The organism is Bifidobacterium apicola, from assembly GCF_042846865.1.
GTDB classification, from domain to species: Bacteria; Actinomycetota; Actinomycetes; order Actinomycetales; family Bifidobacteriaceae; genus Bombiscardovia; species Bombiscardovia apicola.
This window is the reverse complement of sequence record NZ_BAAFQQ010000001.1, coordinates 219715-242778: the sequence shown is the minus strand read 5'-3', so window position 1 is coordinate 242778 and position 23064 is coordinate 219715. Positions and strand designations below refer to the sequence as shown.

Here is a 23064-nt window from a genome sequence, read left to right as displayed (position 1 = left end):
GACAATACTTCAGCCCGCTCATTTTCATATTGACAAGTTCGCGCTGGAATTCAGATCTGATTATTGCAAGACCCTGCATTACAGGCCAGATCACATCAGATTAAACTAAATAGAGCTATTGTTTTCGTTGTATTCATTTGCTTGGCAACGCAATAAGCAATTCCTGCAAATGGGTGAACTCTATCGCCAATTATGGATTTAGGCGCACAAAATACAGCCGGATGGAGTTCTCTTCCGTCGATGAATGAGCGAGCCCTTATTCGGTGCTGTTTAGTGGTTTTCCATGTTGGCCTGATACCAAAGGACGGCGATGTTGATCCGGTCCCTGACCTTGAGTTTTGCCAGTATGCGGCTGACGGTCTTTTTGGCCGAATCAGGCTGCAGCTGGAGGCGCTCGGCAATCTCCGTATTCGTCAGGCCTTGGCTGACTAGCGAAGCTACCTCAAGTTCGCGTTTGCCCAGTCGCGCGAATTTATGGCGAGCCTCCGATTCATCATCGGCTTTTGGCCTTGGAACTCCTTTTCTGATGACTTCGGCCGTGATGCGCGGCGTGAGAATGGCATCGCCTGCATGCACCGCATGGATGGCTCTGTGCAGATCCGCTGTCTTGACATCCTTGAGCAGGAATCCGGAGGCGCCTGCCCTTAAAGCTGTGAAGGCATAGTCGTCCTCGTCGTATGTGGTCAGAATGAGAATGCTTATTTCAGGATGGAGCTTTTTGATACGGCTGGTGGCATCCAGCCCGTCCATGACCGGCATTCGCACATCCATCAGAATCACATCAGGCAAAGGCTGTTGATTTTCGGCGGCTGCGGTCAGTTTATCCAAAGCCTCTTGGCCGTTGGTCGCCTGTGCTACGACCTGCAAGGTTGGATCCTTGGCGACCATGAGTGCCAGTCCCATGCGGGTCGGGCGCTGGTCGTCGACGATCATGACGTGGATCATGCACTTTCCTCCTTACCCCTGTTGTCAGCTGCCATTGCGGCTAGTGAGGGTATGCGGGCTTGTAAGGTCCAACCGTCAGAACCAGGGCCCGAATGGAAGCTGCCACCATGAGCTTGCACTTCGGCTCTTAACCTGGCAAGGCCTGTACCGTTGCTACCGTTGTTGCCAGCATCATTGTTCAAAAGTTGGCCATCATCACGAACGGTAATCTTTATGCCACCTTGGCTGTTATGATCCCAGGAGACCACAATACGGTTAACCTCCTGTCCGTGGCGGAGGGCGTTGGTGATCGCCTCCCTGGTGACAGTGAAGGCAAGGTCGGCCTGTTCGGAATCCTGTGGCCGACGGCCTGTCTCCGTCAGGGCAGTGCTGATGCCGACATGCCGGGCGTGGTCGAGAATGGGTTTGATGTCATCCCAGCCATGCCTCTCCCCTGTGGCCGGCTGTGGGTCGTTTTTCGGATCTGTCTCTGATTGTAAGGCTTTGACAGCCGTTCGGGTGTCATCCAGTCCTTGACGTGCCAGGTCATTAATCACCGATATAGCCTCATCAATTTCCGGCTTTCCGCTGGCATGATCCAGTCCCTCGGATAAGGCGATGATGGCGGTCAAGTCGTGACCCACGCTGTCATGCAGTTGGGCGGCAACCCTGGATTGATGCATGGCCTGGTCCCGCTCATGGGCCAGGGTTAGAGCATGCGAGTGCTCCTCCTCCAATGCCTGCTCTGACAAGCGTGATTGCCTTACGGAGCGTGAGAGGAAGGCGACTGTCAGGCAGAGGGCGAAAGTCAATCCAGTCGGATATAGAAGGTCAGCGAAGTGGACATCATGATGCCAGTTGGCAGAGAGTGCAATGCAGAGCAGGCCCAGAATGGCGGAACTACACAGCCCAGCTGCCAATGATGCCATGGTCTTGGTTTCTACAGCGCAGGCGTAGAGGCTTACGAGCCAGGGAATGATCAGGTAGGTGCATCCCGAGCCATAGATTGCGGCAGAAAGCGCAAGCAATCCACTGACCGCCAGTAGGGTCGCCAAAGGATATAGTCGGCGCAGGCATAGGGTGACAAGTGCGAGAAAAATAATGACCACAAACAGGGGCAAGCCCCAGCTGGCAGACTTCATGACCTGGTAGAGGGTCTGGTTGGCGCTGCTTGGGGCAAGGATCAGCCTGGTCAGCATCCCTGTCTCGTAGAGGGCGCAGAAAAAGACTGCCACGAAGGTCATATATGGCCGGTTCCACAACTGAATCCAGCCTTGAGTCTTCTTGCCTGCTCTCATCGGTGAGCGTCTTCCTGATAACTGCCGGTATTCCATTATGCTGTCAGACACTGAAATGTGCGGCCTGGCAAATGCGTTATCCTCTCTTTATTGACTCTGTACTTAAGATCAGATGGCTCTGCGAGCCTGGTGCCGGAATATAAGGAGGCTGATCAGCACCCAGAGGATTGCCACCATGCACGAGCTTGCCATAGAGGTCGTGGACGCGATATTGCCCATGTCACGGGCTGCGGATGCAGTGGTGATCAGGGCCAGGGGATAAGGAAGCGCCAAGGCAGGTGCGGCAACCGACAGCGCACAGCCTGCCAGGGTGAGCAGAAACATGATGCTCATGGTTGAGGCAAAGGATTCGGCTCTGGCAGCTATGGCCTGGGTCAGAGTCATAATGGCCCACACTGCCAACGTCATCGGTACGCCACGCATAAGATAGGAACCGAGTTCCGCTGGGTCAAAGCCTCCTACCAGAACACCCACGAGTATGAATTCGGATTCGAAAATGGCGACGGTAAGGAGGGATGCCAGCAGTCCGTGCAGCATCTTCCCGACTATGGCAGTCCCGACCATGCCGGAGGCATTAAGGCGCTGCCAGTTGCGTCCCTTGTGCTCGTTGGCTTCAACCTGGGCTGCAAAGGCCGCGACCAGGACTGGCATGAAGACCATACTTGGCAGAAGGATCGCCTGCCCCCAGACCGCAGCCCAGGTCACTCCTTGAGCCTGGAAGTCCGGTCTGTAGCTCTGGTACTGGTCCCAACCGTTGAATATTCCTATGGCGTCGAAGAGCACTGTGGCCAGCCAGTACCAGATATTGCCGGCCTTGCGGATCTCCCATTTAAAAGCGGCGGCGATCGAAGGCTTGTGGCGATGCATCGGGGTGATGGTTATAGCGCTTGCAGGGTATTGCCTGTTCATCGGCCTGACTCCTTGACCTTGATGATGAATGCTGATATTCCCGACCAGATAATGCAGACCAGAAGGCTAGTCAGGACTTTTGGCCATGGATTGGCGACCAAGGTCATTCTGGCAAAACCATCAGAGCTGGCTGAAAACAGGAACGGGCTGGCCGCGGAACTGATCCCGGCTGGGAAGAACCAGCCCAGAGCCGGCATATTCATCGGGCCCAGTCCAGTCCCGATCAGACCGGCTATCACACCCAGACCCAGGCCTATGGCCTGTCTTTCGATAGTCAGGGAGAGGGCGAGTTGTATGGTCGTGACAGCCATGGATGAGAAGCAGGCAATCAGTGCCGGAAAGAGTATGTATTCGGCCAGACTGCCATCGAGATGGAACCCTTGTGCTGAAGCTGACAGCGGTATCCATGCCAGAGGAATCACGAAGCATAGCGAAATCACACACCCCGCAACTACGAGCTTGGCAAGAAACCTCCCAGTCGCACTCTGGTCTAGGGATCGCCATTTGAGATCCATGTGCTCGCTGCTCTCCATGACGGCAAGCCGGCTTGTCAGCAGGGCCGCGAGGATAGGTGCCAGCAGGCCGACAGTTTGGAATATCTCACCTTGAGCAAGAGCTACGGTACGAGTGGCGGGGTTCGCAGACTCGGCTCGTTTCATGAAGGCCAAGCCCGACCATGCCGAAACTAGAGCAATCATGCCCAAGGCCATCCACCAAAATGAGGAGCCTTTCAACTTGCGAAGCTCCATCGAAAGCAGAACAAGCAGCCCTCCTGGATGGGATGAGCGTGGCGGTTTTCCCGATCGAAATTCTTTGGGCCGCATGGAGAATGATTCGACAGATCTCATCGTGCGCTCCTTTGTTTATGACCGAACGGCTTCACAGGACCCAGCGCTACATGGTTCTGCGGGTTTTCCACGAGTTCGAGGAAGGCCTCTTCCAAGCTCTTGCGTTCGGAAGCGACACGGTATACCTGCAGACCATGCGATACCAGCCGAGTCACCAGCGCCCCGATTTGCGGATCGGGTATTTCGGGAATGCGCAGGGTTGCACTCTTCCGGATATATTCGTGGTGAATTCCTTGAGCTTCGAGCATCTCTGACGCGAGCCCAGGATCGGACACCCGTAGATCGATATGGCCCTCATCGCGAAGATTTTCCAAAGTCCCCTGGTAGAGCAGATGACCATCGGCAATGATGCCAACTATTGGAGCCATCTTTTCGATTTCGGACAGGATATGGCTGCTGATGATGACGGTGACTCCCTCGGAAGCGGCCAAGTCCATGATCATCTGTCGCACCTCGACCACAGCCTCTGCATCCAAGCCATTGGTGGGCTCATCCAGGAGCAGGAGCTCCGGCTGCGAGATCAGCGCCATGGCGATGCCCAGCCGCTGCTTCATCCCCAGGGAGTAGGCGCCCGCCTTCCTCTTCTCGTATCCCCGCAATCCAACCTTGGTTAGCACTTCTGAGGCAGCTGAAACTGGCAGACCCAGATAATCGGCAACCATGCGGCAGTTGTCCAGACCCGACAGGCCTGGATAGAAGCTAGGTCCTTCAATCATGGAGCCCACACGGCCCGGCTGGATCGTGGTCTTCTTTCCTACCTGCTGTCCCAGTAGCCACATGCTCCCCGCAGTCGGTTTTGTCAATCCCAGAAGGAGCTTCATGGTGGTCGATTTTCCTGCCCCGTTTGGTCCCAGCAGTCCGTAGACTCCGCCAGCCGGCACCCGTAGGTTCAGCCCATCCACGGCTTTAAATCCGCCATAGACCTTGACCAACCCCTGTGTGGCCACAGCCAGCTGTGGGTGATTGCTTCCATCTGCATATGCCATTGTGCTTACCCTTCCAATAGGCATTCAACTGATTTCTATGCAAGTTCGGCGGGCGCAATCCTTCAACGCCGGAAAAGAAAATGTCCCCGACAGGGGACAAGTCGCTGCTGACGAGACTGGTTTACATCAACGGGAAAGGCTCCTCGCTGGATTTGGTCGTCTTCATGATCAGGGAATACTTCGCAAACAAGCAGGGCCAAAAGCGTCCTCCTCAAGAACCTGTTATTGGGATGCTTGAGGCCGGTGTTTGCATGCATTCCCTCACCCCCATCCTCAGGAAACAATTGATTTGACCTTGACATGATGGCAGGGTTTAGGGTCAAGACATGACACGAGAGAGCGAATTCAGTGGCGAGGGCAGCAAGAGTGGCTTGAGCATCGGTCAGATGTCTGAGCTTATGGGGGTCAGCCGGAGAATGCTGCGACACTGGGAAGAGGAAGGACTGATTTCTCCCATTCGTGGCCAGTCGAATTACCGGCAATATATGCAGGATGACGTCGCACAGCTGGAGCGAATTGTGACCTACAGGGAGATGGGATTCAATGCGCGACAAATCAAGGCATTGCTCAATTGCACGGCAACCCTGGCCTTGGACGAGTTACTGGATCAGCGTTCGCAAATTGAGGAGAAAATCCAGCTTCTCAGGAAAGCTGCGGATCGTTTGGACCGGCTCATAGCCCTTGCTAAGGGGAAGTCAGGCAATGATTCAGCCGCTGCGAAGACCGATCAGGAGGACCAGTACTTTTCGGAAGCATACGAACGCTGGGGTACCGGCAGGCAGTGGCTTGAGTATGCGGAGCGAAAAGCCATGTGCTCCGAGCAAGAGCAGAAAAAGGACACTGCCCGGCTCAAAGACGTGGAAACCGAGCTTGCACAAGCAAAGCGAAAAGGTCTGGCTCCCACCTCGGACGAGGTTCTCGAACTGGTTGACGAGCATCGGCAGGCTTTGTCATGGTTCTATGTAACGCCTTCCATGCACGTCATTCTGGGGCGGATGTATGTGGCCGACCCGCGTTTCAGGCGCCATTACGAACAACTGGAACCTGGATTGGCGAAATGGATGCTGATCGCAATAGAAACTGCAGCGCGTGCAAACGGGATAGATCCAGCCAAAGCCAGATGGGAGTGACGCAGTCAGTATCCTCCATCTACGTGTCACATTTTTTGTTTGACAACCCAATTGAAAATCCTTCAACCAAGGAACGAGGTAACCATGCACAACCATGGCCAGACCAAAGGTTCTGCTTATACAGGAGCAGCAATCATCAGTCCCGTGCCGGAGCCAGGAAAGAATGCGGAACCGCCGGAGCCATATAGGGGCATCTATCTCATGCCCATGTTCATGTGCCTGTATAGCCATGATCTAGAAGAATCAGAGGTTTTCTGGACGCAGGGATTGGGTTTCATCAATTTATACACCATGCCAGGCATGATGATTCACTTGCGGCGCTGGGCCTTTCAGGATGTGCTGATCCGCAAGAGTGGCCTCAATGCTGGCACCCCTGATTCGGATATGGAGTCCGTAGGAAGCCTGAGCGTAGCAGTCACGGAAAAGCAGATCGGCAGGATTGTGGATGCATGCGAGCGCCTTCGTCCGGGATCCACCTCAGCTCCAATACGTAAGCCGTGGAACTCGCTTGAAGCCAGGATTCACACTCCAGAAGGCCTGGCCCTTACCCTTACGGCTGCCTTGGCTGTCGATAGAAGGCAGACCGAAGTTTATCTGAACTCGCACGGTCAATGAGCAAAGATCAAGCCCTTCTCCCCCGTCATGATTTGATTCTGAGAGCAACGATTAAATGTCTCGAGCGGTTGGTGGGTTAAAACATAAGGCTCTATGTCTTTGAGCAGATAATTATTGGCTCCAGCCTCGATGGCCGGCAGAACATGGTGGTAAGAGGTGCATTCCAACTGCGCTGCCAGCCAGTTAAATGGCACGGTTGTAACAGAATGTAGATGCATAATCCGGCAGGCTGCTCTGGACCCGGTAAGATCAGGTAGGCTACCTGAAGAGGACAAACCGCAAAGCTCTGTAAAACTGGTTTACTTTGGTATGTCGCAGACCGAGAAGGCGAAACTCATCAGAGTTCCTACTGACTTACTCTTGTCTGATTTTAGTGTTTCAATGCTATTGAGATGCTCATTGTCTTGTACCTGGTTCAGTGCGTACTGTTCACCATCTAAGGTGGTAAAGCGGAGGATGGGGTCTCCCTGCTTGCTGAGCTTGCATGACACGGTGCCCTCATCAACTTTAAGAGGCCAGGTGTGACCCAGATCTTCTTTCGAAATTGTTTGCGGGTTGCTGGTAGCTGCGACTTTATTGCTTCCATCAGCGGAATACTCTGCAGGGTGCTTCATGCCATCAGTGCAGCCGACAACCCCCACTGTCAGCATAATTGTGGCGCATATAAGGAAAAGGGTTCTGAGGCTCTGCTTGATTCGTTTCATAATTGTCGACGTTCTTTCATACTTGGAGACGGTTTCTAGCGCTCGCTGGCCAAAGCCATATATCCGTCCTCAAGATTGGGCGCAGTTTCTACGGAGCCCGTGGGCGGTGTATCGGTAACTATGCGGTATCTTGTCCCCTGTGGGGTGGGTTCCGCGTTGATGATTGTGGCATTTTCCGGTGGGGCCGCGATAGGGGGCGTGATCCAGGTATGACCGGCGGCTTCATGGATCAGCCCCTCTGTCGGCCCGTCATACTGGTTGCGTCCGCAACGTAATACACACACCCAAGGGCAGGTTTGTGCAACATCATCGAGTATGTGGGTGGAGAGGATAACGGTTCGATCCTGCCCCAGCTGGGCAAGGAGCGTGCGGAACCGCATGCGCTCTTCGGGATCCAACCCCGCTGTGGGCTCGTCGACTACCAGCAGTTGGGGGTCGCCCATAAGTGCCTGTGCGATGCCTACCCTGCGCCTCATACCCCCGGACAGCCCTCCGATAGGTAGGTTCATTACGTCTTCCAATCCCACCTGTTCCAGGAGGGTATGTGCCTGCTCCTGCCGCACGTGTTTGTTGTCGATCATTTTCAAGATGCCGATATAGTCAAGGAATTCAAGCGGGGACAGGTTCTCGTAGGGGGTGATGTGCTGTGGCAGATAACCCAGGTGCCGTTTTAGATTTCGCCTGTCGGCCGGCGAAGACAGGTCTTGTCCATCAATAAAAATTTTACCTTTAGTCGGTTTGATTATTCCGGTGAGAATGCGCATGAGGGTTGTTTTACCGGCACCATTTGGTCCTATGAGCCCTATCATGCCCTGTGGAAGATCGACGGTCAGATCGTTTAAAGCGACCGGTCTCCCCCGAAAATCCTTGGTCAGATGGTCAATAGAGATAAACATGTGGGTAATTCCTTTCAAAGTCAGTAGATAGTCAGACCCGAGCTTTTATGTGGTTGGAGGCCATATTTGCACCAGTGAAAAGGAGGAAGATAATACATACCTGCCAGAGCAGGGATATGACTCCTGATTGGACGGTAAAGGGGCCGTTCGCTGGTGCGTACATAGGATCGGTATGGAACCATCCCTGTGCAATGGGATCGCCAATGACTGCCAGCGGACCACCATTGAGTGTTGGAAGTGGTAAGAGGGGGGTGTAGAAAGCCAGCCAAGCCCATACCAGGACGGCAAGAATTCGGGCTACGATCGTGGGCAACAGGGCTCCTAGCAGGGCGGATATCCCCATAGCAATCAGTATTGATGGCGCGAGTATGACAAATGCTACTGCCAGGGCCACAAGTATTGCCTTACCGTTGCCGTTAATGGCTTGGTGGACCGCGATCAATACAAGGAAAAGCAGGGAAGATGATATGCAGATGACCCAGGCTCCCAAGACATGAGCTGAGCGAATGACGGCCATCGGCAAGGGGGAGGTGGATTCAAGCTCGTCCATACCTGTTCGCCTTCCGGCAGTCATAAGGTCGCTAAAAGATGCTGCGTATGCCAACGGGGTGAACATAGCAAGAACCTGTCCGGTAAATACAAGACCATCTATGTTGCTGAATCCAGGTGACATAGGAGAAGCATAGGCTAAAAAGAAGGCGAAGAGCGCCAGCGGTATGCTGGCTATCCACAAGGCTTTGCGCCGATAAAACATCAGTAGCGTGATGCGTACAAGGCTCAGTATCCTCATAGGGCTGCCACCTTTACAACATTGCGCTCCGCATCACCGCACATGTTCCATCCGAAGATTGCGCCTGCTGCTGCAATAAACAATGGAATGAGTCGTTGCCGGACCGGATCGGTGATGTATGGATCCCATATAAAACATAAAAACAGCCAAATAGCTATGGAAGCAAGCGACGATGTTGGCATAGACGTGGTGAGTACGGCTATAAGGAAAACCAGACAGTTGACAATGAATATACCGCCAACCGGGGTAATGATGCTCACCCATCCCATGTCACGTGGCCAAAGTCGCATTATATGCAAGCCGGTAAAAAGAAGGCCTGCGGCAGCAAGAAATGCTCCGGTAATGATAAGCAGCCTGGTCACTTGAACTTTCCGCCATCCAGTTGGGGTTGACTCAGCAAGTTCAACGATTGGGTCACCGTTGAGCACAAAAGCTGTACATAGGCCAGCAGCAATTACTGGCACCTGAGTAAGAGCCATCATAACCGGCCGTATGCGGCCCTGTGACCAAATGCCCTCCAGTAAGAAGCCCGCAAGAAGGATACCTGCGGTCAGTATGAATGGCAGTAATACCAGCCTATAAAGCCTCTTGAGCTGTATACCTATGAAAGCCAACCTCGTTCACCTTCTTCATATCTGGTTTTGACCTCGGCTGCCGCCAGATATTGCTCGCAGCTTGTTCCGTCTGCTTAGTTAGTAGCGAGAGAGGATGAAAAGGTTCATTAATTTTTATCTCCACCGGCGAGTTGAGTATGCCAGGCAAGAGGGGCTGTAAGGATAACAGCAGATAGGAGTCCCACTGTCAGTAGGATGGTCCCTGCCCAGGCTGCGGTTGTAGTGGGTACCGAATTGACCCATGCCGGTAGGAAAAATGATGACCTCAAGTTCTGCAAAGTTCTCATTAGTGGTGCAAGTATCCCTAGGAGCAGTGCAATCCAAGAGCATTGCCATATGCATAACAGGGCCACGATATTCGCCAGGAGTGTTATGGGGGCTATCGTTTGGGCAATAACTGGTTGGGGCCTTATTCCAGGGTTGATTGCGGTCACAATCAACAAGGCTGCTCCCCCGACGACAATATTGGAGATAAAGGCCAGTAGCAGTCTAGTAGCTACTACAACTTGAGGCCCCAGGGGCATACTGAGCATTAATTCACGATCATCTTTAATGGAAAAAACCAGGATTATTGTCAGTGCCATGTTGAGCATGAGCATATTTGAAAAGATATGCATACCGAGACTGCCGTAACATGCACCTTGCATAAGGTTGCTAATTAAAACGGAGCACGCTGCTATCGCAATTTCCACCAGTAAGATATATCGCGGCATGAGGCGGAATTGTGCCCGAATAAGTGGGCCACAGGAACGTATTTGACGCATGAATGGTATCGGCTGATCCGTTGCCAAGGACGGCTTCTGGTGGATGGCCTTCATTACGCTAGTAAAAGCCGGAACTGCCGGCTGTGCATTCTGCTCTTTTTCCCTAAGCGCCTCTTGAACCTCACCCTGGTATTCTTTGGTAACTGGGTTTGTTCTGTCTGGGCTTGTGCTCTTATATCGGTCTGTCATAATCACCCCTTCAATTATCTCTGGCTCTGCAGTTTATGGGGTTTGACTGGAGCGAGGTCGGTCAACTGCGGGCGTAGGATCTGCCTTGCCCGGGCAATGCGAGATTTCACAGTCCCAACCGGAACGTCGAGCAGGGAGGCTATTTCCGGGTAGGGTAACTCGTGGAGCCAGGCCAGGGTTACCGTATAGGCCATTTCTGCTGGGAGTGCATCAATCCTTTGCCGTATTATTTCCATCGTCAGATCCTTATTGAGCAGTTCTACAGGCTCCAGCTGATCATCGGTTATCGAGTCAAGTTCCACCTGATCAATTTGGTCAGGTGGTTTCGGTTTGCGACGTTTCATATAAATTTGCCGCCGGGCAATGCTGAGTATCCAGGTAAGCACCTTGCTGTCTGCGCGAAAGGTTTTTGAGGAACGCCAGCAGCCTAGCCATGTGTCAGCAAAAACTTCACTGGCATCCTCATCGTCGGATATTCGCAGGGAAATAAAGGCTTGAACGGTATGAGCATACTTATTGTAAAGCGCTTCAAAGGCCGATTCATTTCCGTCAGCCACCATCTTGATCAGCCTTATATCATCAGTATCTGGATCAATGCGAGATCGTTTCACTGATGATGTCCTTCTCTGTATTGTCTACATCCTAGATACCGTCCTGCATACTGTTATGCAAGCGGTTATCGTGGTTATACTCCATTGCTATTACGAATGTACTGGGATGCTGATTTTAGGGTCGCCCATACTGTGAATCCCGTCGCAAGACAACTCATTAACGTCTGTGTATCAAGCAACTTCTTATCAGGTGTAGGTGCCTAGCGCTTATTTACGTCCTTTCAAATACTTTCGAATCTTCTTTAGGGCCCAGTCGTAATGGCTGGAGGTCGAAGAGATGAATGCAGAGCCCAAGGTAGAGTTTCCTGTCCATGGGAGGGCGCCCTTGGTGAATAGCTGTTCGTTGGTGAACGATTGCGCTAGGGCCATGACCTTCTTATGGGATTCGATAAACAGGTTCAAGGCCTGATCGTAGGTGGTGTCATCATGCTTGTCACGCAGCTTCACATTCATTTCGCCGTAATTGCGCCAGTTATAGCCGTCAGGAAGAAAGTCGTGGGTCCTGCCCTGCTGGTTGTCCTCCACCCAGTTCAACAGCAGCTGATGCCACTCATAGAGATGAACGAGCACATCTTTGATGTTCCTGTCGCGTGCCCAATGGGCCCCCTTCTCCTTGCTCAGATCGAAGGAAAAGCGGCCATTGCGTTCTTCAGGTGTCAGCGGCTCAAGCAACGCTATGAGTTTTTCGAAGCCATCATCAGCCGCCTTGATGAGTTCTTCCTTGGTGGTCGGTCGCGCCATGACGGTCCTCCATTTGTCTGTTGTTGACAAGGTTTGACTGGTTCATCGTCACCTGTCACGGTTGTCATTGACTGTACCCTATATGGGCCTTGCAAATGCTCGTGTGTAGGAAATCGTCGCGAACTCGAGTGCTTACAGTTGCATCTACCTAACAATTAAATTCATCAAGCCAAGCTCTGCATATACCCGACTTAATTTATTTAACAAGAGGCATGCGGGAATGGCAGAAGTCGGCAGGTTTGCTGTGGCTCAAATATGTATTCGGGTGCATACAGCAGGGCTTTATTACTCGCCTATGGCATGCGATATGACACTGACAGAGTTCTCGAATCTGGTGGTCAGGGCTTGGATTCCTGTGGCTGCGGCGCCAAGCAGGGATGCGATGAGCACCACTACGATCCAAGCGCCCCATTGCACGCTCATCTGTGCTTTGCCCATGAAGCGCGAGAGCATGAAGGTCAGGGATGAGCTGCAGAGCAAGGTGATGACCAGGGAGAACAGTGTGCTGGTAATCATGGTGATGATGCCGTCAAGCGCGCCCAATACTCTGAGCTGGCCGATTCCAGCACCTGATACGTAGGTCAGCGCCAGATCAAGTCCTCTGCCTTTGGAAGTGATCAAGGTGCCTGCTATTGCACCTGTTATCGCGATGATCAGTGGTGGTCCAGTGAGCGCCAAGAGACTCGCAAACATGTCTGTGGTCGCCGGAACAGTGCTGTCTGGTGTGGGGGGCAAAGCGACTTGCATGGTGGTGATCATCGTGCTCAACCCTCCGCTGACGGTCATCAGCAATGACAGACCTGCAGTCATCGGGATGATCGCCGCTCCCTGGCGCTGTATGCTGCCGACAGCCTGCTGGCCTGCCAGCCTCCAGGTTCTGGATGGCAACGCCACAATACGTGTCCATATCGCCGTGAAGCCGGGCAGGAGGTATGGCGCGAAAGCCGCCAGCGAGAATATCAGGAGGAACATGCCGCCCATGGCGAAGGCAAGAAATACCGTCATCTGATCTGGAACGGCATCGCTGCTCATCTGACTGGCACGAGGGTTAGTTGCAAGTGTAAAAGCTGGAATCAGCAGCATACAGCCCGCGCCAATCAAGCATATGGTCCCCAGAAGGAAGCGGAAGACGCCTATCCGCTTTGGCGGGTTCTGGGATTGCCTGAGGGCTTCCATTGGTCGTATTTTCGAGAGCGAACGGATAGTCAACAGGGTGCTTATGAAGATGGGAGCAGAACTGAAAGCGAGGCTCTTGTCCAGCGAATTGAACAGGTGGCTGCTGGCATATGTCAAATGCAAATCGAGTGGATTTGTCACCATGGCGAAAATCAAGGGCGTAACCACTGGCAGCAAAAGGCAGGTGGCTGCAATAGACAGGATGAATAATCCCATGACTATCAGCAGATTCCAGGCCAGCAGTTGCCAAGGCAGAGCGCCTTGTAAAACCATGAGCGCCAGTTGATGCCGTCGTTGATTCAGTGCTGAGTTCATGACCCATAGCAGCACAGCTACGGTGATGATCACGCTGAATGCTAAGGCGGGACCAGTGTATGAGGATCCAAGTTCCTGCTCCGGGCCCTGATAGTCCTGATCAATGATTGCGGCGACCGCAAAGAGGGAGCAGATGACGGTCTGGGATACGACCATGGCCAGCAAGACGGCGCTCCAGACCATAGGCGCTGCTTTGAGTTCGGACAGAGCGCCTCTCATACCATGGGCGCTTTCGCAGAGAATGATTGGCTGATTTGGCCATCGCGCACGGCAAACAGCCGATCGCACTGACCCGCCACCTCATTGTTATGCGTCACCAGTACGATGGTTTTCTTTTCGTGGTTGGCAAGTTCCTTCAGCACCGATATGACCTTTTCTCCGGATTCCTGATCCAGGGCGCCAGTTGGCTCGTCCGCGAATACCACGTCTGCGTCGGACAACAGGACTCGGGCCAGGGCAACACGTTGCTGCTCGCCGCCAGACAGCAGGGTGACGCTTTTCTTTTTCTGATCGATCAGGCCAAAGTACTTCAAGAGGGAATCCGCCGTCTTTCTGGGGAAGCGGGATCCACGAAGGGTGAATGGCAGAGCCAGATTCTGTTCGACTGTCATGCTGGTGATCAGGTTGTAGGACTGGAATACGAAGCCTAGATGCTGGCGTCTGAACTTGGTCATGGCCGACAGCCCCAGACGGGTTATGTCCTTGCCCAGCAGAAGCACGGTGCCGCTAGTGGCCTTCTCCAACCCAGCCAGGCAGTACAGCAGCGTCGATTTCCCGCTGCCTGACGGCCCGATGATGCCGGTCATCTCCCCCGGATAGGCAGTGAATGCTATGTCATTGAGAATGGTCAGTGAATCGCCGCGGCGCGGGGAGACCACCATGGACAGCCCCGTAGCTTCAATCGTTGGTGTCGGTCCTCTGCTCGCGCTTAGGTTGGGGTTATTCATAGTTGCATCTTTCCCTTGGATGATCATCGACGACCCTCCAGACCGAGGCATCTACGCTCAGTAATGCTGATTCGCCTCGCAGATGTCATGTGCCCTCGTTCGTCGCTTGACCCTGTATGACGGTCATCCTTGTCGTCATCAGTCAATTCCATTGATATCAGCGAAAGAAGGGATGAAATACCCTGATTTACCCTGAATTATCCCTGACTCGGCCCTAATTTTTTCGAAATAAGAGGCATGTTCAGGAAGGCATGCTTACGCGGCGCCACCGGTAATGTCAGCAGCGCCGAGAATCAGCTGATTACTGCTGCAGCCTCATTCGCCAACAAGCAGCAGGGATTTGATGGCGGTGCGCTGGTCCATAGCCTCATAGGCCTCCTGGATGTGATCCAAGGCAAAGCGCTTGGTGAAGACCTTGCCTGGCTGGATGCTGCCCTTGAGCACCTGATCAAGCAGCAGATGCCTGTCATATGTGGTGACTGCGGCCGTGCCTCCTCGCAGCCCAACATTGCGCCAGAACAGCTTAGAGGTATCCATGGTAGCCTGCTGTGGCACACCCACCCTGCCGACCACTGCGCCGGGCCGGGCCACCCTGACGGCGGTATCGGTGGACAGTTCGGTGCCCACACATTCCAGAACCGCATCGGCTTCGCCTCCATCGGTGAGGGCCATGACCTGCTCCACAGCAGCGTCGCCGCGTTCAGCCACGATGTCAGTGGCTCCGAATTCACACGCCAACTTCTGGCGGTCCTCATGCCGGCTCATGGCGATGATGCGTTCGGCCCCACGCAGCTTGGCTGCTATGACACCGCACAGACCCACCGCTCCATCGCCCATGACCACGACCGTATCGCCTTCTTTGACCTGGGCTGTAGCGGCTGCATGATAACCGGTGGCCATCACGTCGGAGAGGGTCAGCAGAGAGTCAAGCATGTCGTCGCTGTAGTCCTCAGGTTGGCCTGGAATCTTCACCAAGGCCCAGTCCGCGTTGGTGAATCGCAGATACTCGCTCTGATAACCGCCGCTCCCCCGCCTGTCCGGATCAAGGCAGTCACCGTCGAAGCCGGCCGTAAAAGCCGCGCAGTGCCCGCAGCCATGAGTGAAAGGCGCAATGACGAAGTCACCAGGTTTGACATGAGCGACATCCGCGCCCACCTTTTCGACCAGGCCGATGGCCTCGTGCCCTACGTGGCTGCCTGAGGGCATTGAGGAAATCCCTCGGTACCACCATAGGTCGGATCCGCACACGCAGGCCCGGATGATCCGAATCACGGCATCTCCAGGCTTTTCGATGGTCGGCATCGGTGATTCCTCCAGCTCGATGCGGCCTGGCTTTACAAACTTTGCTGCCTTCATGCTCCTGCTCCCCATTCTTCACTACCTGGCGTATTTGCCTGCCAAGTATGCGGATGAAACATAGTCTACGGAGTTCAATCCGCTTGAAGTCAAGTCAATACCTTTTGTGCGCGATTCACCGAGGTGGGGACAAGATCGTTACGCGGGAATACGGTCACAAGATACAACCATATATAGGTTCCGTATAGGTGTACCGTCATATGTCTTGTGACTCGGCCGAACCACAAGAAATCAACTCACTTGGAAGAGCTTTCATGACCGCCAAGTTCCTTAAGGAAGGCGGCATAGGCTTGGGGGTTGCGATGGTTTTGCCTGCTTGGACGATCAGCCCGTGATATTCGCGCAGATCGTTCAGTGGCCATTGATCAACCTGAATAAAATCCGCCTCGTACTCTTCGCCCTCCTGGTATGACCGCAGGGAGGCCCAACCCAGACCATCCAGCATCCGGCGTGCATAGGCATCCCAGATAAAGCAGCGCTGGCCGAAGGCATAGAGCCGTATGACATCCGCCGTCTCGCGTCCGACTCCGGCAATGGTGAGCAGGTCGTCACGCAGACCTTCATCCGCGCAATCCTCAACATCGGCCGTGCGGATGCCGTGAGCCAGCAGCCACTGAGCCAGGGCCTTGCAGGTGCGTGCCTTGGCCTTCATGAAGCCGCTTGATCTGATCAAGTTCGTCAGCCTTGTCAGGTCGACATCGGCCATCTTGCAGGGGTTGAGTAGATCGGCCTTGCGCAGCTGCTCGATGGACATGGCCGCGTTCCCCCAGGCTGTATGCTGGACCAGCACCGCTCCGATCATCATCTCGAAGTCAGTCTCTGCCGGCCACCAATTCTGCAATCCCAGGCGAGCGAGCAAACGTGAATACAGCCACTTTGAGCAACCGGCATTTATCCTGCCTGAATTGCCCATAACGCCTCCACCAAACTACTTGACGCTTTTCATGGTAACAGCTGGCTCCAGCCGGTGCGGAGCGAGTCAGAGAATGGCAGGCGCCTGGGCGAAGTCAGTGATAGCGCCATTGGCTTCAGAGCGAATGGCATCCCAATCCTTGGCCGAAGACTGGTCGTACATGGCCCAGACCTTCATCCCAGCGCGCTTGGCGGAATCGACGGCGACCAGAAGATCCTCGAACACCGTGCAGTGGTCGGGCGCGACGCCCAGCATCCGTGAAGCCAACAGGTAGATTTCCGGTTCCTCCTTGCCGATGCTTTTGGCATCATCCACGCTGCAGACTTGATCGAAACAATCGGTCATCCCAGCGTGCTTCAGAGCAGCCTGTCGCAGGCGCGGAGGGAGGCTGGTTGCCACAGCCAGGGCGGCACCGCTGGCTTTTAGCGCTTGCAGGTAATCGAGTGCATGTGGTTTGGGCTGCACAGCTGTGGCGTAGAGCAGGAGCGCGTCCTCGTTCCACTCCTCCACAAGATCTTCTGGGCGCTCGTCAAGGTGGAAGCGGTCGATGGTGTATCTGGCGATGGCACCGGTCTGCATGGAGGCCACCACAGATGCGTAATCGTCCGGCATGGGGATGTTGCGGCGAGCGAAGAATCGTTGGTCGATTTCCTTCCAGACTCCCATAGAATCCAGAAGTGTGCCGTCGAGATCGAAGATGGCGGCCTTGCCAATGTTGACTTTTATTCCATTTTCGCCCATACAGCAAGTTCTCCTATTCGCCGAAGTTATTTATAGTAGCATGACCTCAGATTGGGTCTGCCTCACCGGTTTTGAGTCAATGTTCTCGCCAATCAGCCTTGGCCTCAGAAAAGTAGGTATGTTCAACAGTTTAATGTTGCTACATAAGCCATTAATCCGAGCGATTGCCAATTATTTTGCGCTCAGTGAGTGAAAAACGCATAAAAGTTGAAGAAAATATACAATATTGGTTGAAACAATGTTAGCATGCAAATACTAGAGAAATTCATCGAAAAAGGAGACTTATGGCTATTCAAGAAACAACAGCGGCTCTGGCTGATCCCCTGCGTCGTCGTGTGCTGGATCTTTTGGAGCAGGGCGGCATGGAGGCTGGACGTCTGGCCGAAAAGCTGGGAATGACCCCGTCCAAGCTGTCCTATCATCTGCGGAAGTTGAAAGAAGCAGACCTGATTGTCGGCCACAAGCAGGGCACCAGGGTCATCTACGAACTCAATCTGAGCGTTTTGGACAGCACTATTCAGTGGCTCTACCGCCTGCGGACCAGCGCCAGCGACAAGAGAAGTGTGTCTGAGCCGCAGACTGTGAGCAAGGAAACTGGTTCGACGGCAGTTTCTGAGTCATAAGGAGATTCTCATGGCGGATGGCAGCAAAGTGGGTCGGTTCGTCCCGACCCTTGTCGCGGCTCAGTGGTTGCCGGGGATAATCATGCTGGGCGTAAGCAGCATAGTGGTCAATCGTCTGCCGAATGAAAACGTCCCGCTTCATTGGAATGCACAGAACCAGGTGGACCGCTGGGGCTCTCCCCAGATGCTGGTTTGGATGCCCTGCTTCTGTCTGGTCATTGCGCTGATTTGGACCATCCTCATGCTCGTCCTGCGCGCATATTTGATTAAACGTGGTGATGAAGTGGGGCATACCTTGACCGTTTTTCTGCTTGGTGGTCTATGCATGCAGATTATTCTTGCGGTTTTAGATCTGTTCGAATTAGCTTCCGCTGATCCTCATTGGGGCTGGTGGCCGACGGATTTCGGCATTGATAAGGTTGCCATGCTATTGACTGGTCTGACTCTCATAGTCATCGGCAATCTTGCTCCTAAAACCAGACCCAACGGCATCAGCGGTTTTCGAGTGCCAGGTGTCTACGCCAGCCGCGAGGCTTGGCGCCGTTGTCAGCAGTTTGGCGGGGTACTCTTCATGATTCTGGGCGTGGTCATGATCCTGTCTGCCTTGGCTTATAGCGGAGTCAGGCTCTATTGGACCTGTGGAACCGCTCTGGCAATCGTCCTTGTACTCATATGTGCCTATGGTTCATACGCTGGCAGAAAGTATGCCGGGCAGGGCGGACCCGTGTACCACCGCTAGTGCTTATATGCAATGAGTGGTTTGAAGGAGACTGCGAATAACAGATCTGCATATACGTAATGGGGACTATCTGAATCTTTTGGAAGGATTTGGAGGTCCCCTAAATACAACACCAGAAACACAGTTCTTTCTACAAGGATTTGCAGACAAGGCCGTCTAGTCGAGAAGGCAAAGTTAGATATAGATTCGTTTGATGCTCATTCCTGGTCTTTGTTCTTATCCCAAAGTAATTTATATCCACCTCGCATGTGATCCAGTTCCGCACGACTCTTTAAAATATCTTTATCAATCCCAAGGTTGAGTGCTATCCAACATCTGAAGGTGAGAACTGCTTTTTGCCAGGAATTTAAACACGCTATCATGTCTGGTCTCTTCCTATTGGCATGTTTTATTCCGTTATAGGCCGAGGTGGTTTGCTGTATCCAGTCGTCGACGTTAAAAGGAAGGATGTCCTCAAGATTTTCAGTTATTAGTTTCAATCTGTTTTTGAAACTAACATTGCTGGCATCCTTTTTGTTCTTGCCATCGGCTTTCAACAGATAGTAGCCTAAGGCTTCTAGGCCAGAACCTACCTCTAGTAACCTGACTTCAGATGTGGCTTTGTCTAGTGTAAATGAAGTTATAATTGGGTCAATTGCTCGTGGTATTTGATCGTACAATGAAAGCCATTTTCGTATGCTGTCCTTATTCAACCCTTCATAAGGAATCAAGCATCGATTATATTTCGGTTTATGAAGTTCCTGAATCCCACTTGTTATTGGCAACCACTCTTCGGTAGCGATTTCGTTGTTTGAAGTAACTATAGGATTTGACGAACGAAGAACTAACGATTCGGTTAAATCGCGATTCTCTCCATATGAAATGCGAAGCAAATCCTGTATGGCTCTATGCAAGTGTTGCGCACTTTGCCAAGATAGTGGTTCGGATGATCTGGTCTCTACATATGCCTTGTCCTCTATCGTATAGATGTCATCCTTAGGAGAGATTGACCAACTAAAATGAATGTACCCAAGAGGTCTTTTTTCAAGACGTATATCATCGGGACTTTTCAAGTTAAGCGACTCGGATATGTACCGAGAATCCTTGTCTCGTGTACTTGATGTTTTGATGCTAGTTTCCCCGACCCATCTTCGTAAACCCACAATTGAAGTTCGCAACCCGTATATTTGTTGATAATTAGTAAGTAATTTAGCTCCCATGACGGCACGGTCTGCTATTATTAACCCCCTTCCTCCACCATATCCCCCTATTCTTCGAGACATGTCTGCTGTGCGGCAATCCAACAAAGCGACACTGCCGTCAACATCGTAAAACCATAGATTTCTAGGTACTTCATATAAGTATCGGCTCTTATCAAGATCGTCCCCATAAGCCACACCATCAGACCATAAGCGAGAAATAGGATCTTCGTCTTTCCACGATATAGTGATCTCTATTCCAGCTTCTGTGACGCGTATTGGCACTTTTATGTCAGGGAATAGGGGGTTGTCACTGACGAGGATTCCCGTTCTAATTACTCCCGGTAAAAGAACATTGTCATGTGCCATTCTTAATTACTCGCAATTCTAATTAGACCGTAACCAGCTGCAGATATTACTTCTAATATAGAAAACACTTAGACAAAGGATACCGCGTCGGCCTTCTTTAAAGAGGAGAACAGTGCAAGATGAAACAAAATGATGAATTTACTCCTTTTAAAAAGCTGCAAATGTTGTGTAAGGAAAATGGTTTCCTTGATGCTTACATAAAATTGGTGATGCGGCATGTTTTCGTCAAAGAGGCTTCTAAGGATTCAGCTTCATACGAAAAGAATCTGAGTAAATTTAAGAAGAAGGAAAATCTAAATGTAGCTGAATTACTCCTGTTGCTGCATTTCCTCTGTGAAAACACTTTAAATACCTCTATAAGTCATAACTTCGCAAAAGCAGAGAAACAAGCTGATATGGCCGAACAAATTCTAGACGAAATCCATGAGGAATATAGGCAACAAATGCGTCAATCATCGAAAGACGCGATTATAAATTATCACCAAAATAATGAGCTCGGACAAGCGGTTTTTGGACCTGTCGATTTAGAAGAAATGTCACTTTATCCGGAGGAGGTTGCTTATCCTTTCCAGTATCCAGCCTTCGCAAAAATGAAATATAAGCAAGATGACAAATGGATGCATGACAATCTCGGTTTTACCGCAGAAGAAATGGTAATCGTTGTTTCCTGCATTGTGGGAAGCATCCCACTTTTCTTGAGTTCTCGCGTTAAATCCGGTGAGAAGCTACTCGCCGCATTCGATATATCAAAATCTTTAGAACATTTGTTAGCTGAAAACATATTAGACAAGGAAATTATTGACCGAGTTGTGGCCTTCTTTACCTGTGACCAGCTTCCTCTCGATCCCATGCACCAGTTCTCAGATTTCAACTGCCTTTCAGCTAGGCCTATAGTAAAGATTGAAGGAAAGAAGTATCTTTTCTTGCCTGAGGTTTTATGTAAAGCTTCATATGAGTCGCCTTACTATGCCATGCTCAAGGATTCAACTTATGCGAGTAAGGCGGCCAGTCATCGTGGCGATTTTACTGAGACCTTTGTTTACCAGCGCTTTGTCTCGCTCTTGGGTAAGGAGAATGTTTATCGTAACGTTAATCTGTGGAATGGCAAAAACCTATCAAGTGAAATCGATGTTATGGGTGTAGTCGCTGATAGAGCAATCATTGTACAATGCAAGTCGAAGAGAATGACACAAAAAGCACAACAGGGCGATGAATCGGCGGCGCGGAAAGATTTCAAAGAAGCAGTAAACGACGCATATGTACAGAACATCAGATGCGCACGAGATCTGTGTAATGGGAAAATATCGGTTAAGGACGGGAATAAAAGAGATCTGAGTATTTCAAGAGAATACAAGTTCATTTACCCAATATGCGTTGTATCTGATCAATACCCTTCTTTGGCTATACAAAGCAATGAATATTTAGAATCGGTTGCAATTCCTGAATCGATATCTAACAAAATGGCTGAACAAGTCATCACTGACATCTTTTTTATAGATGTTCTTGCTGAAATGCTGCAAATGCCTATACTTCTTATCGATTATTTAGATAAAAGATGCAATTATGGAAGAAAGTTGTTGTCACAAAGTGAGATAAACGTACTCGGTTTCTACTTATCCGATGGATTCGCTCAACTTGATGAGAATCAAGGTGATTTTAACTACTACGTTGATGGTGACTGGAGTGTAGCAGTTGACGCAGCCATGACTGCGAGAAGGCTTCATCTCATCAATCAACAGGAAACTCCATCGGGTATATTGTCTAGAATAAAAAATGCCAAAGGTGGATTCGAAGCTTTAGTCAAGAGATTTTCGAAACCTCGTACAGAAGAAGAATTAGTGTTTGGAAGAGAATTGCTCTTATTCCAGAATGAGCTGATTGAGCGTATTAATGAGATGATTGCTGTCATGGAAAAGGACAGCATTCGGTCAGGGAGATCACATTGTGTAACGATACAATATGGAGAAGGTTATGGCCTGTCTCTGGTACTACGCGGTAAGAGCGACACAAAGCGTAAAGGTCTGGCTATTTTGAATCAAATTGTAAATAATGATCGAGCAAGAAGAGGTAATTGGTTCGTGATTCTCCTCAATGCGAAGGATTTGAGTGTTGAGCATTTAACGCAGATACGCTCTTGAAAGTTGTTATTGATAGTGCACCTGTTCTGTTCATTCTGCTGAGTAATTAGATGAGTTATTTTTAAGTAATTGCAGTTGATCCGTGAGTCTACTAGTTCACACCTGTCGTGCCGCTTGGTTTGTCTAACCATCTCCTTGGTTATGATTCGTTTTCGATTACTGCATGCTCACAGGATGTTGAAGGTGAACTGTCCTGCGAGAAGCTAAGGAAGGACATCAAACATTTATAAGGGTGCTACTCCTGACGAGATACGAGGATTAACTCTTAGACTAGGCATGATAATGCGCAAGAATATTGTCAAGAATGTGAAAATGCTGCCCGGTTGGCTGATGCACATCTAAATTATCTTTATGAAGACCTTTCGTTTCAGTATCTTTTGGAGCCACTTTCGTTCGCAGATGATTATTCAAACGGTCATTTGCCCCTACAGAATGCCAATTAATGGGATGACGAATAATACTTATTACCCCTATAATTTTCAGATGCTCTGTAGGATTTCTTCCTAGGCAACACAGCCCCTAAGCAAACTATTGAGCTTCAGCACCATGC

The 23064-nt window shown here is 51.4% G+C and carries 23 protein-coding genes; 5 read left to right on the top strand and 18 right to left on the bottom strand.

Going from position 1 to position 23064, the window contains the following annotated elements; translation table 11 throughout:
- Positions 1-270: 270 nt before the first annotated feature.
- The 5 genes from ACGG9J_RS01025 to ACGG9J_RS01005 all read right to left on the bottom strand — a co-directional run bounded on the left by ACGG9J_RS01025 (position 271) and on the right by ACGG9J_RS01005 (position 4965).
- Positions 271-945, bottom strand: a complete 675-nt coding sequence (locus ACGG9J_RS01025) for a response regulator transcription factor (protein ID WP_390132823.1) — start codon at positions 943-945, stop codon at positions 271-273.
- Entirely contained in the window at positions 942-2168 is a 1227-nt protein-coding gene (locus tag ACGG9J_RS01020) for a sensor histidine kinase (protein ID WP_390132821.1), read from the bottom strand. Before ACGG9J_RS01020 ends, ACGG9J_RS01025 begins: the two co-directional genes overlap by 4 nt.
- 162 nt (positions 2169-2330) lie before the next feature.
- The gene (locus tag ACGG9J_RS01015) at positions 2331-3131 is read right to left on the bottom strand and encodes an ABC transporter permease (RefSeq protein WP_390132819.1); all 801 of its coding nucleotides are present in this window, start codon (positions 3129-3131) and stop codon (positions 2331-2333) included.
- Positions 3128-3979 carry an ABC transporter permease gene (locus ACGG9J_RS01010; protein ID WP_390132817.1) on the bottom strand — a complete coding sequence of 284 codons (852 nt, stop codon included), beginning with the start codon at positions 3977-3979 and terminating at the stop codon, positions 3128-3130. The genes ACGG9J_RS01015 and ACGG9J_RS01010 overlap by 4 nt, the downstream gene beginning before the upstream one ends.
- Positions 3976-4965 (bottom strand): ABC transporter ATP-binding protein, encoded by a 990-nt coding sequence (locus ACGG9J_RS01005; protein ID WP_390132815.1) that lies wholly within the window; start codon positions 4963-4965, stop codon positions 3976-3978. The genes ACGG9J_RS01010 and ACGG9J_RS01005 overlap by 4 nt, the downstream gene beginning before the upstream one ends.
- Positions 4966-5291: 326 nt before the next feature.
- Between ACGG9J_RS01005 and ACGG9J_RS01000 the strand changes: the two genes are divergently transcribed.
- On the top strand, positions 5292-6095 hold the full coding sequence (locus ACGG9J_RS01000; RefSeq protein ID WP_390132813.1) for a MerR family transcriptional regulator: 804 nt from the start codon (positions 5292-5294) through the stop codon (positions 6093-6095).
- An 84-nt stretch (positions 6096-6179) separates the two neighbouring features.
- Positions 6180-6710, top strand: coding sequence for a VOC family protein (locus ACGG9J_RS00995; protein ID WP_390132811.1), 531 nt, complete (start codon positions 6180-6182; stop codon positions 6708-6710).
- A 299-nt stretch (positions 6711-7009) separates the two neighbouring features.
- Here the strand turns inward: ACGG9J_RS00995 and ACGG9J_RS00990 are convergent, their stop codons facing one another.
- The 12 genes from ACGG9J_RS00990 to ACGG9J_RS00935 all read right to left on the bottom strand — a co-directional run bounded on the left by ACGG9J_RS00990 (position 7010) and on the right by ACGG9J_RS00935 (position 17467).
- Entirely contained in the window at positions 7010-7414 is a 405-nt protein-coding gene (locus tag ACGG9J_RS00990) for a DUF2511 domain-containing protein (protein ID WP_390132809.1), read from the bottom strand.
- 35 nt (positions 7415-7449) lie between these two features.
- Positions 7450-8310: an ABC transporter ATP-binding protein gene (locus tag ACGG9J_RS00985; protein ID WP_390132807.1), complete on the bottom strand. Its 861-nt coding sequence runs from the start codon at positions 8308-8310 to the stop codon at positions 7450-7452.
- 31 nt (positions 8311-8341) lie between these two features.
- Entirely contained in the window at positions 8342-9100 is a 759-nt protein-coding gene (locus tag ACGG9J_RS00980) for a murein hydrolase transporter LrgB (protein WP_390132805.1), read from the bottom strand.
- On the bottom strand, positions 9097-9714 hold the full coding sequence (locus tag ACGG9J_RS00975; RefSeq protein WP_390132803.1) for a hypothetical protein: 618 nt from the start codon (positions 9712-9714) through the stop codon (positions 9097-9099). The genes ACGG9J_RS00980 and ACGG9J_RS00975 overlap by 4 nt, the downstream gene beginning before the upstream one ends.
- Positions 9715-9821: 107 nt before the next feature.
- Positions 9822-10667: a hypothetical protein gene (locus ACGG9J_RS00970; RefSeq protein WP_390132801.1), complete on the bottom strand. Its 846-nt coding sequence runs from the start codon at positions 10665-10667 to the stop codon at positions 9822-9824.
- Positions 10668-10681: 14 nt separating this feature from the next.
- Positions 10682-11278: an RNA polymerase sigma factor gene (locus ACGG9J_RS00965; RefSeq protein ID WP_390132799.1), complete on the bottom strand. Its 597-nt coding sequence runs from the start codon at positions 11276-11278 to the stop codon at positions 10682-10684.
- Positions 11279-11485: 207 nt separating this feature from the next.
- Entirely contained in the window at positions 11486-12019 is a 534-nt protein-coding gene (locus ACGG9J_RS00960) for a ClbS/DfsB family four-helix bundle protein (protein ID WP_390132797.1), read from the bottom strand.
- Positions 12020-12304: 285 nt separating this feature from the next.
- A complete protein-coding gene (locus tag ACGG9J_RS00955; RefSeq protein WP_390132795.1) occupies positions 12305-13693 on the bottom strand; it encodes an ABC transporter permease family protein in 1389 nt (462 codons plus the stop codon).
- 32 nt (positions 13694-13725) lie between these two features.
- Positions 13726-14457 (bottom strand): ABC transporter ATP-binding protein, encoded by a 732-nt coding sequence (locus ACGG9J_RS00950; RefSeq protein WP_390132793.1) that lies wholly within the window; start codon positions 14455-14457, stop codon positions 13726-13728.
- Positions 14458-14772: 315 nt separating this feature from the next.
- Positions 14773-15813, bottom strand: a complete 1041-nt coding sequence (locus ACGG9J_RS00945) for a zinc-dependent alcohol dehydrogenase family protein (RefSeq protein ID WP_390132791.1) — start codon at positions 15811-15813, stop codon at positions 14773-14775.
- A gap of 196 nt (positions 15814-16009) precedes the next feature.
- Positions 16010-16618 carry an endonuclease III domain-containing protein gene (locus tag ACGG9J_RS00940; RefSeq protein WP_390132789.1) on the bottom strand — a complete coding sequence of 203 codons (609 nt, stop codon included), beginning with the start codon at positions 16616-16618 and terminating at the stop codon, positions 16010-16012.
- Between the two features lie 174 nt (positions 16619-16792).
- Positions 16793-17467, bottom strand: a complete 675-nt coding sequence (locus ACGG9J_RS00935) for an HAD family hydrolase (protein WP_390132787.1) — start codon at positions 17465-17467, stop codon at positions 16793-16795.
- 284 nt (positions 17468-17751) lie between these two features.
- Here ACGG9J_RS00935 and ACGG9J_RS00930 point away from each other — a divergent pair, with 284 nt between their 5' ends.
- Positions 17752-18090 carry a metalloregulator ArsR/SmtB family transcription factor gene (locus ACGG9J_RS00930; protein ID WP_024627731.1) on the top strand — a complete coding sequence of 113 codons (339 nt, stop codon included), beginning with the start codon at positions 17752-17754 and terminating at the stop codon, positions 18088-18090.
- 10 nt (positions 18091-18100) lie between these two features.
- Positions 18101-18829, top strand: a complete 729-nt coding sequence (locus tag ACGG9J_RS00925; RefSeq protein WP_390132785.1) for an SdpI family protein — start codon at positions 18101-18103, stop codon at positions 18827-18829.
- A gap of 197 nt (positions 18830-19026) precedes the next feature.
- On the opposite strand, the gene ACGG9J_RS00920 is transcribed toward ACGG9J_RS00925, so the two are convergent.
- Positions 19027-20376: an ApeA N-terminal domain 1-containing protein gene (locus ACGG9J_RS00920; RefSeq protein ID WP_390132783.1), complete on the bottom strand. Its 1350-nt coding sequence runs from the start codon at positions 20374-20376 to the stop codon at positions 19027-19029.
- Between the two features lie 119 nt (positions 20377-20495).
- On the opposite strand from ACGG9J_RS00920, the gene ACGG9J_RS00915 reads away from it, so the two are divergent.
- Positions 20496-22514 (top strand): hypothetical protein, encoded by a 2019-nt coding sequence (locus ACGG9J_RS00915; protein ID WP_390132781.1) that lies wholly within the window; start codon positions 20496-20498, stop codon positions 22512-22514.
- The last annotated feature ends 550 nt before the right edge of the window (positions 22515-23064 follow it).

Coding starts and splice junctions, on each gene's coding strand:
- ACGG9J_RS00950 (WP_390132793.1), bottom strand. CDS start 14,457: ATGAATAACCCCAACCTAAGCGCGAGCAGAGGACCGACACCAACGATT.
- ACGG9J_RS00935 (WP_390132787.1), bottom strand. CDS start 17,467: ATGGGCGAAAATGGAATAAAAGTCAACATTGGCAAGGCCGCCATCTTC.
- ACGG9J_RS00955 (WP_390132795.1), bottom strand. CDS start 13,693: ATGGTCTGGAGCGCCGTCTTGCTGGCCATGGTCGTATCCCAGACCGTC.
- ACGG9J_RS01000 (WP_390132813.1), top strand. CDS start 5,292: ATGACACGAGAGAGCGAATTCAGTGGCGAGGGCAGCAAGAGTGGCTTG.
- ACGG9J_RS01010 (WP_390132817.1), bottom strand. CDS start 3,979: ATGAGATCTGTCGAATCATTCTCCATGCGGCCCAAAGAATTTCGATCG.
- ACGG9J_RS01025 (WP_390132823.1), bottom strand. CDS start 945: ATGATCCACGTCATGATCGTCGACGACCAGCGCCCGACCCGCATGGGA.
- ACGG9J_RS00995 (WP_390132811.1), top strand. CDS start 6,180: ATGCACAACCATGGCCAGACCAAAGGTTCTGCTTATACAGGAGCAGCA.
- ACGG9J_RS01020 (WP_390132821.1), bottom strand. CDS start 2,168: ATGACCTTCGTGGCAGTCTTTTTCTGCGCCCTCTACGAGACAGGGATG.
- ACGG9J_RS00925 (WP_390132785.1), top strand. CDS start 18,101: ATGGCGGATGGCAGCAAAGTGGGTCGGTTCGTCCCGACCCTTGTCGCG.
- ACGG9J_RS00970 (WP_390132801.1), bottom strand. CDS start 10,667: ATGACAGACCGATATAAGAGCACAAGCCCAGACAGAACAAACCCAGTT.
- ACGG9J_RS00960 (WP_390132797.1), bottom strand. CDS start 12,019: ATGGCGCGACCGACCACCAAGGAAGAACTCATCAAGGCGGCTGATGAT.
- ACGG9J_RS01015 (WP_390132819.1), bottom strand. CDS start 3,131: ATGAACAGGCAATACCCTGCAAGCGCTATAACCATCACCCCGATGCAT.
- ACGG9J_RS00980 (WP_390132805.1), bottom strand. CDS start 9,100: ATGAGGATACTGAGCCTTGTACGCATCACGCTACTGATGTTTTATCGG.
- ACGG9J_RS01005 (WP_390132815.1), bottom strand. CDS start 4,965: ATGGCATATGCAGATGGAAGCAATCACCCACAGCTGGCTGTGGCCACA.
- ACGG9J_RS00990 (WP_390132809.1), bottom strand. CDS start 7,414: ATGAAACGAATCAAGCAGAGCCTCAGAACCCTTTTCCTTATATGCGCC.
- ACGG9J_RS00985 (WP_390132807.1), bottom strand. CDS start 8,310: ATGTTTATCTCTATTGACCATCTGACCAAGGATTTTCGGGGGAGACCG.
- ACGG9J_RS00940 (WP_390132789.1), bottom strand. CDS start 16,618: ATGATGATCGGAGCGGTGCTGGTCCAGCATACAGCCTGGGGGAACGCG.
- ACGG9J_RS00930 (WP_024627731.1), top strand. CDS start 17,752: ATGGCTATTCAAGAAACAACAGCGGCTCTGGCTGATCCCCTGCGTCGT.
- ACGG9J_RS00915 (WP_390132781.1), top strand. CDS start 20,496: ATGAAACAAAATGATGAATTTACTCCTTTTAAAAAGCTGCAAATGTTG.
- ACGG9J_RS00920 (WP_390132783.1), bottom strand. CDS start 20,376: ATGGCACATGACAATGTTCTTTTACCGGGAGTAATTAGAACGGGAATC.
- ACGG9J_RS00945 (WP_390132791.1), bottom strand. CDS start 15,813: ATGAAGGCAGCAAAGTTTGTAAAGCCAGGCCGCATCGAGCTGGAGGAA.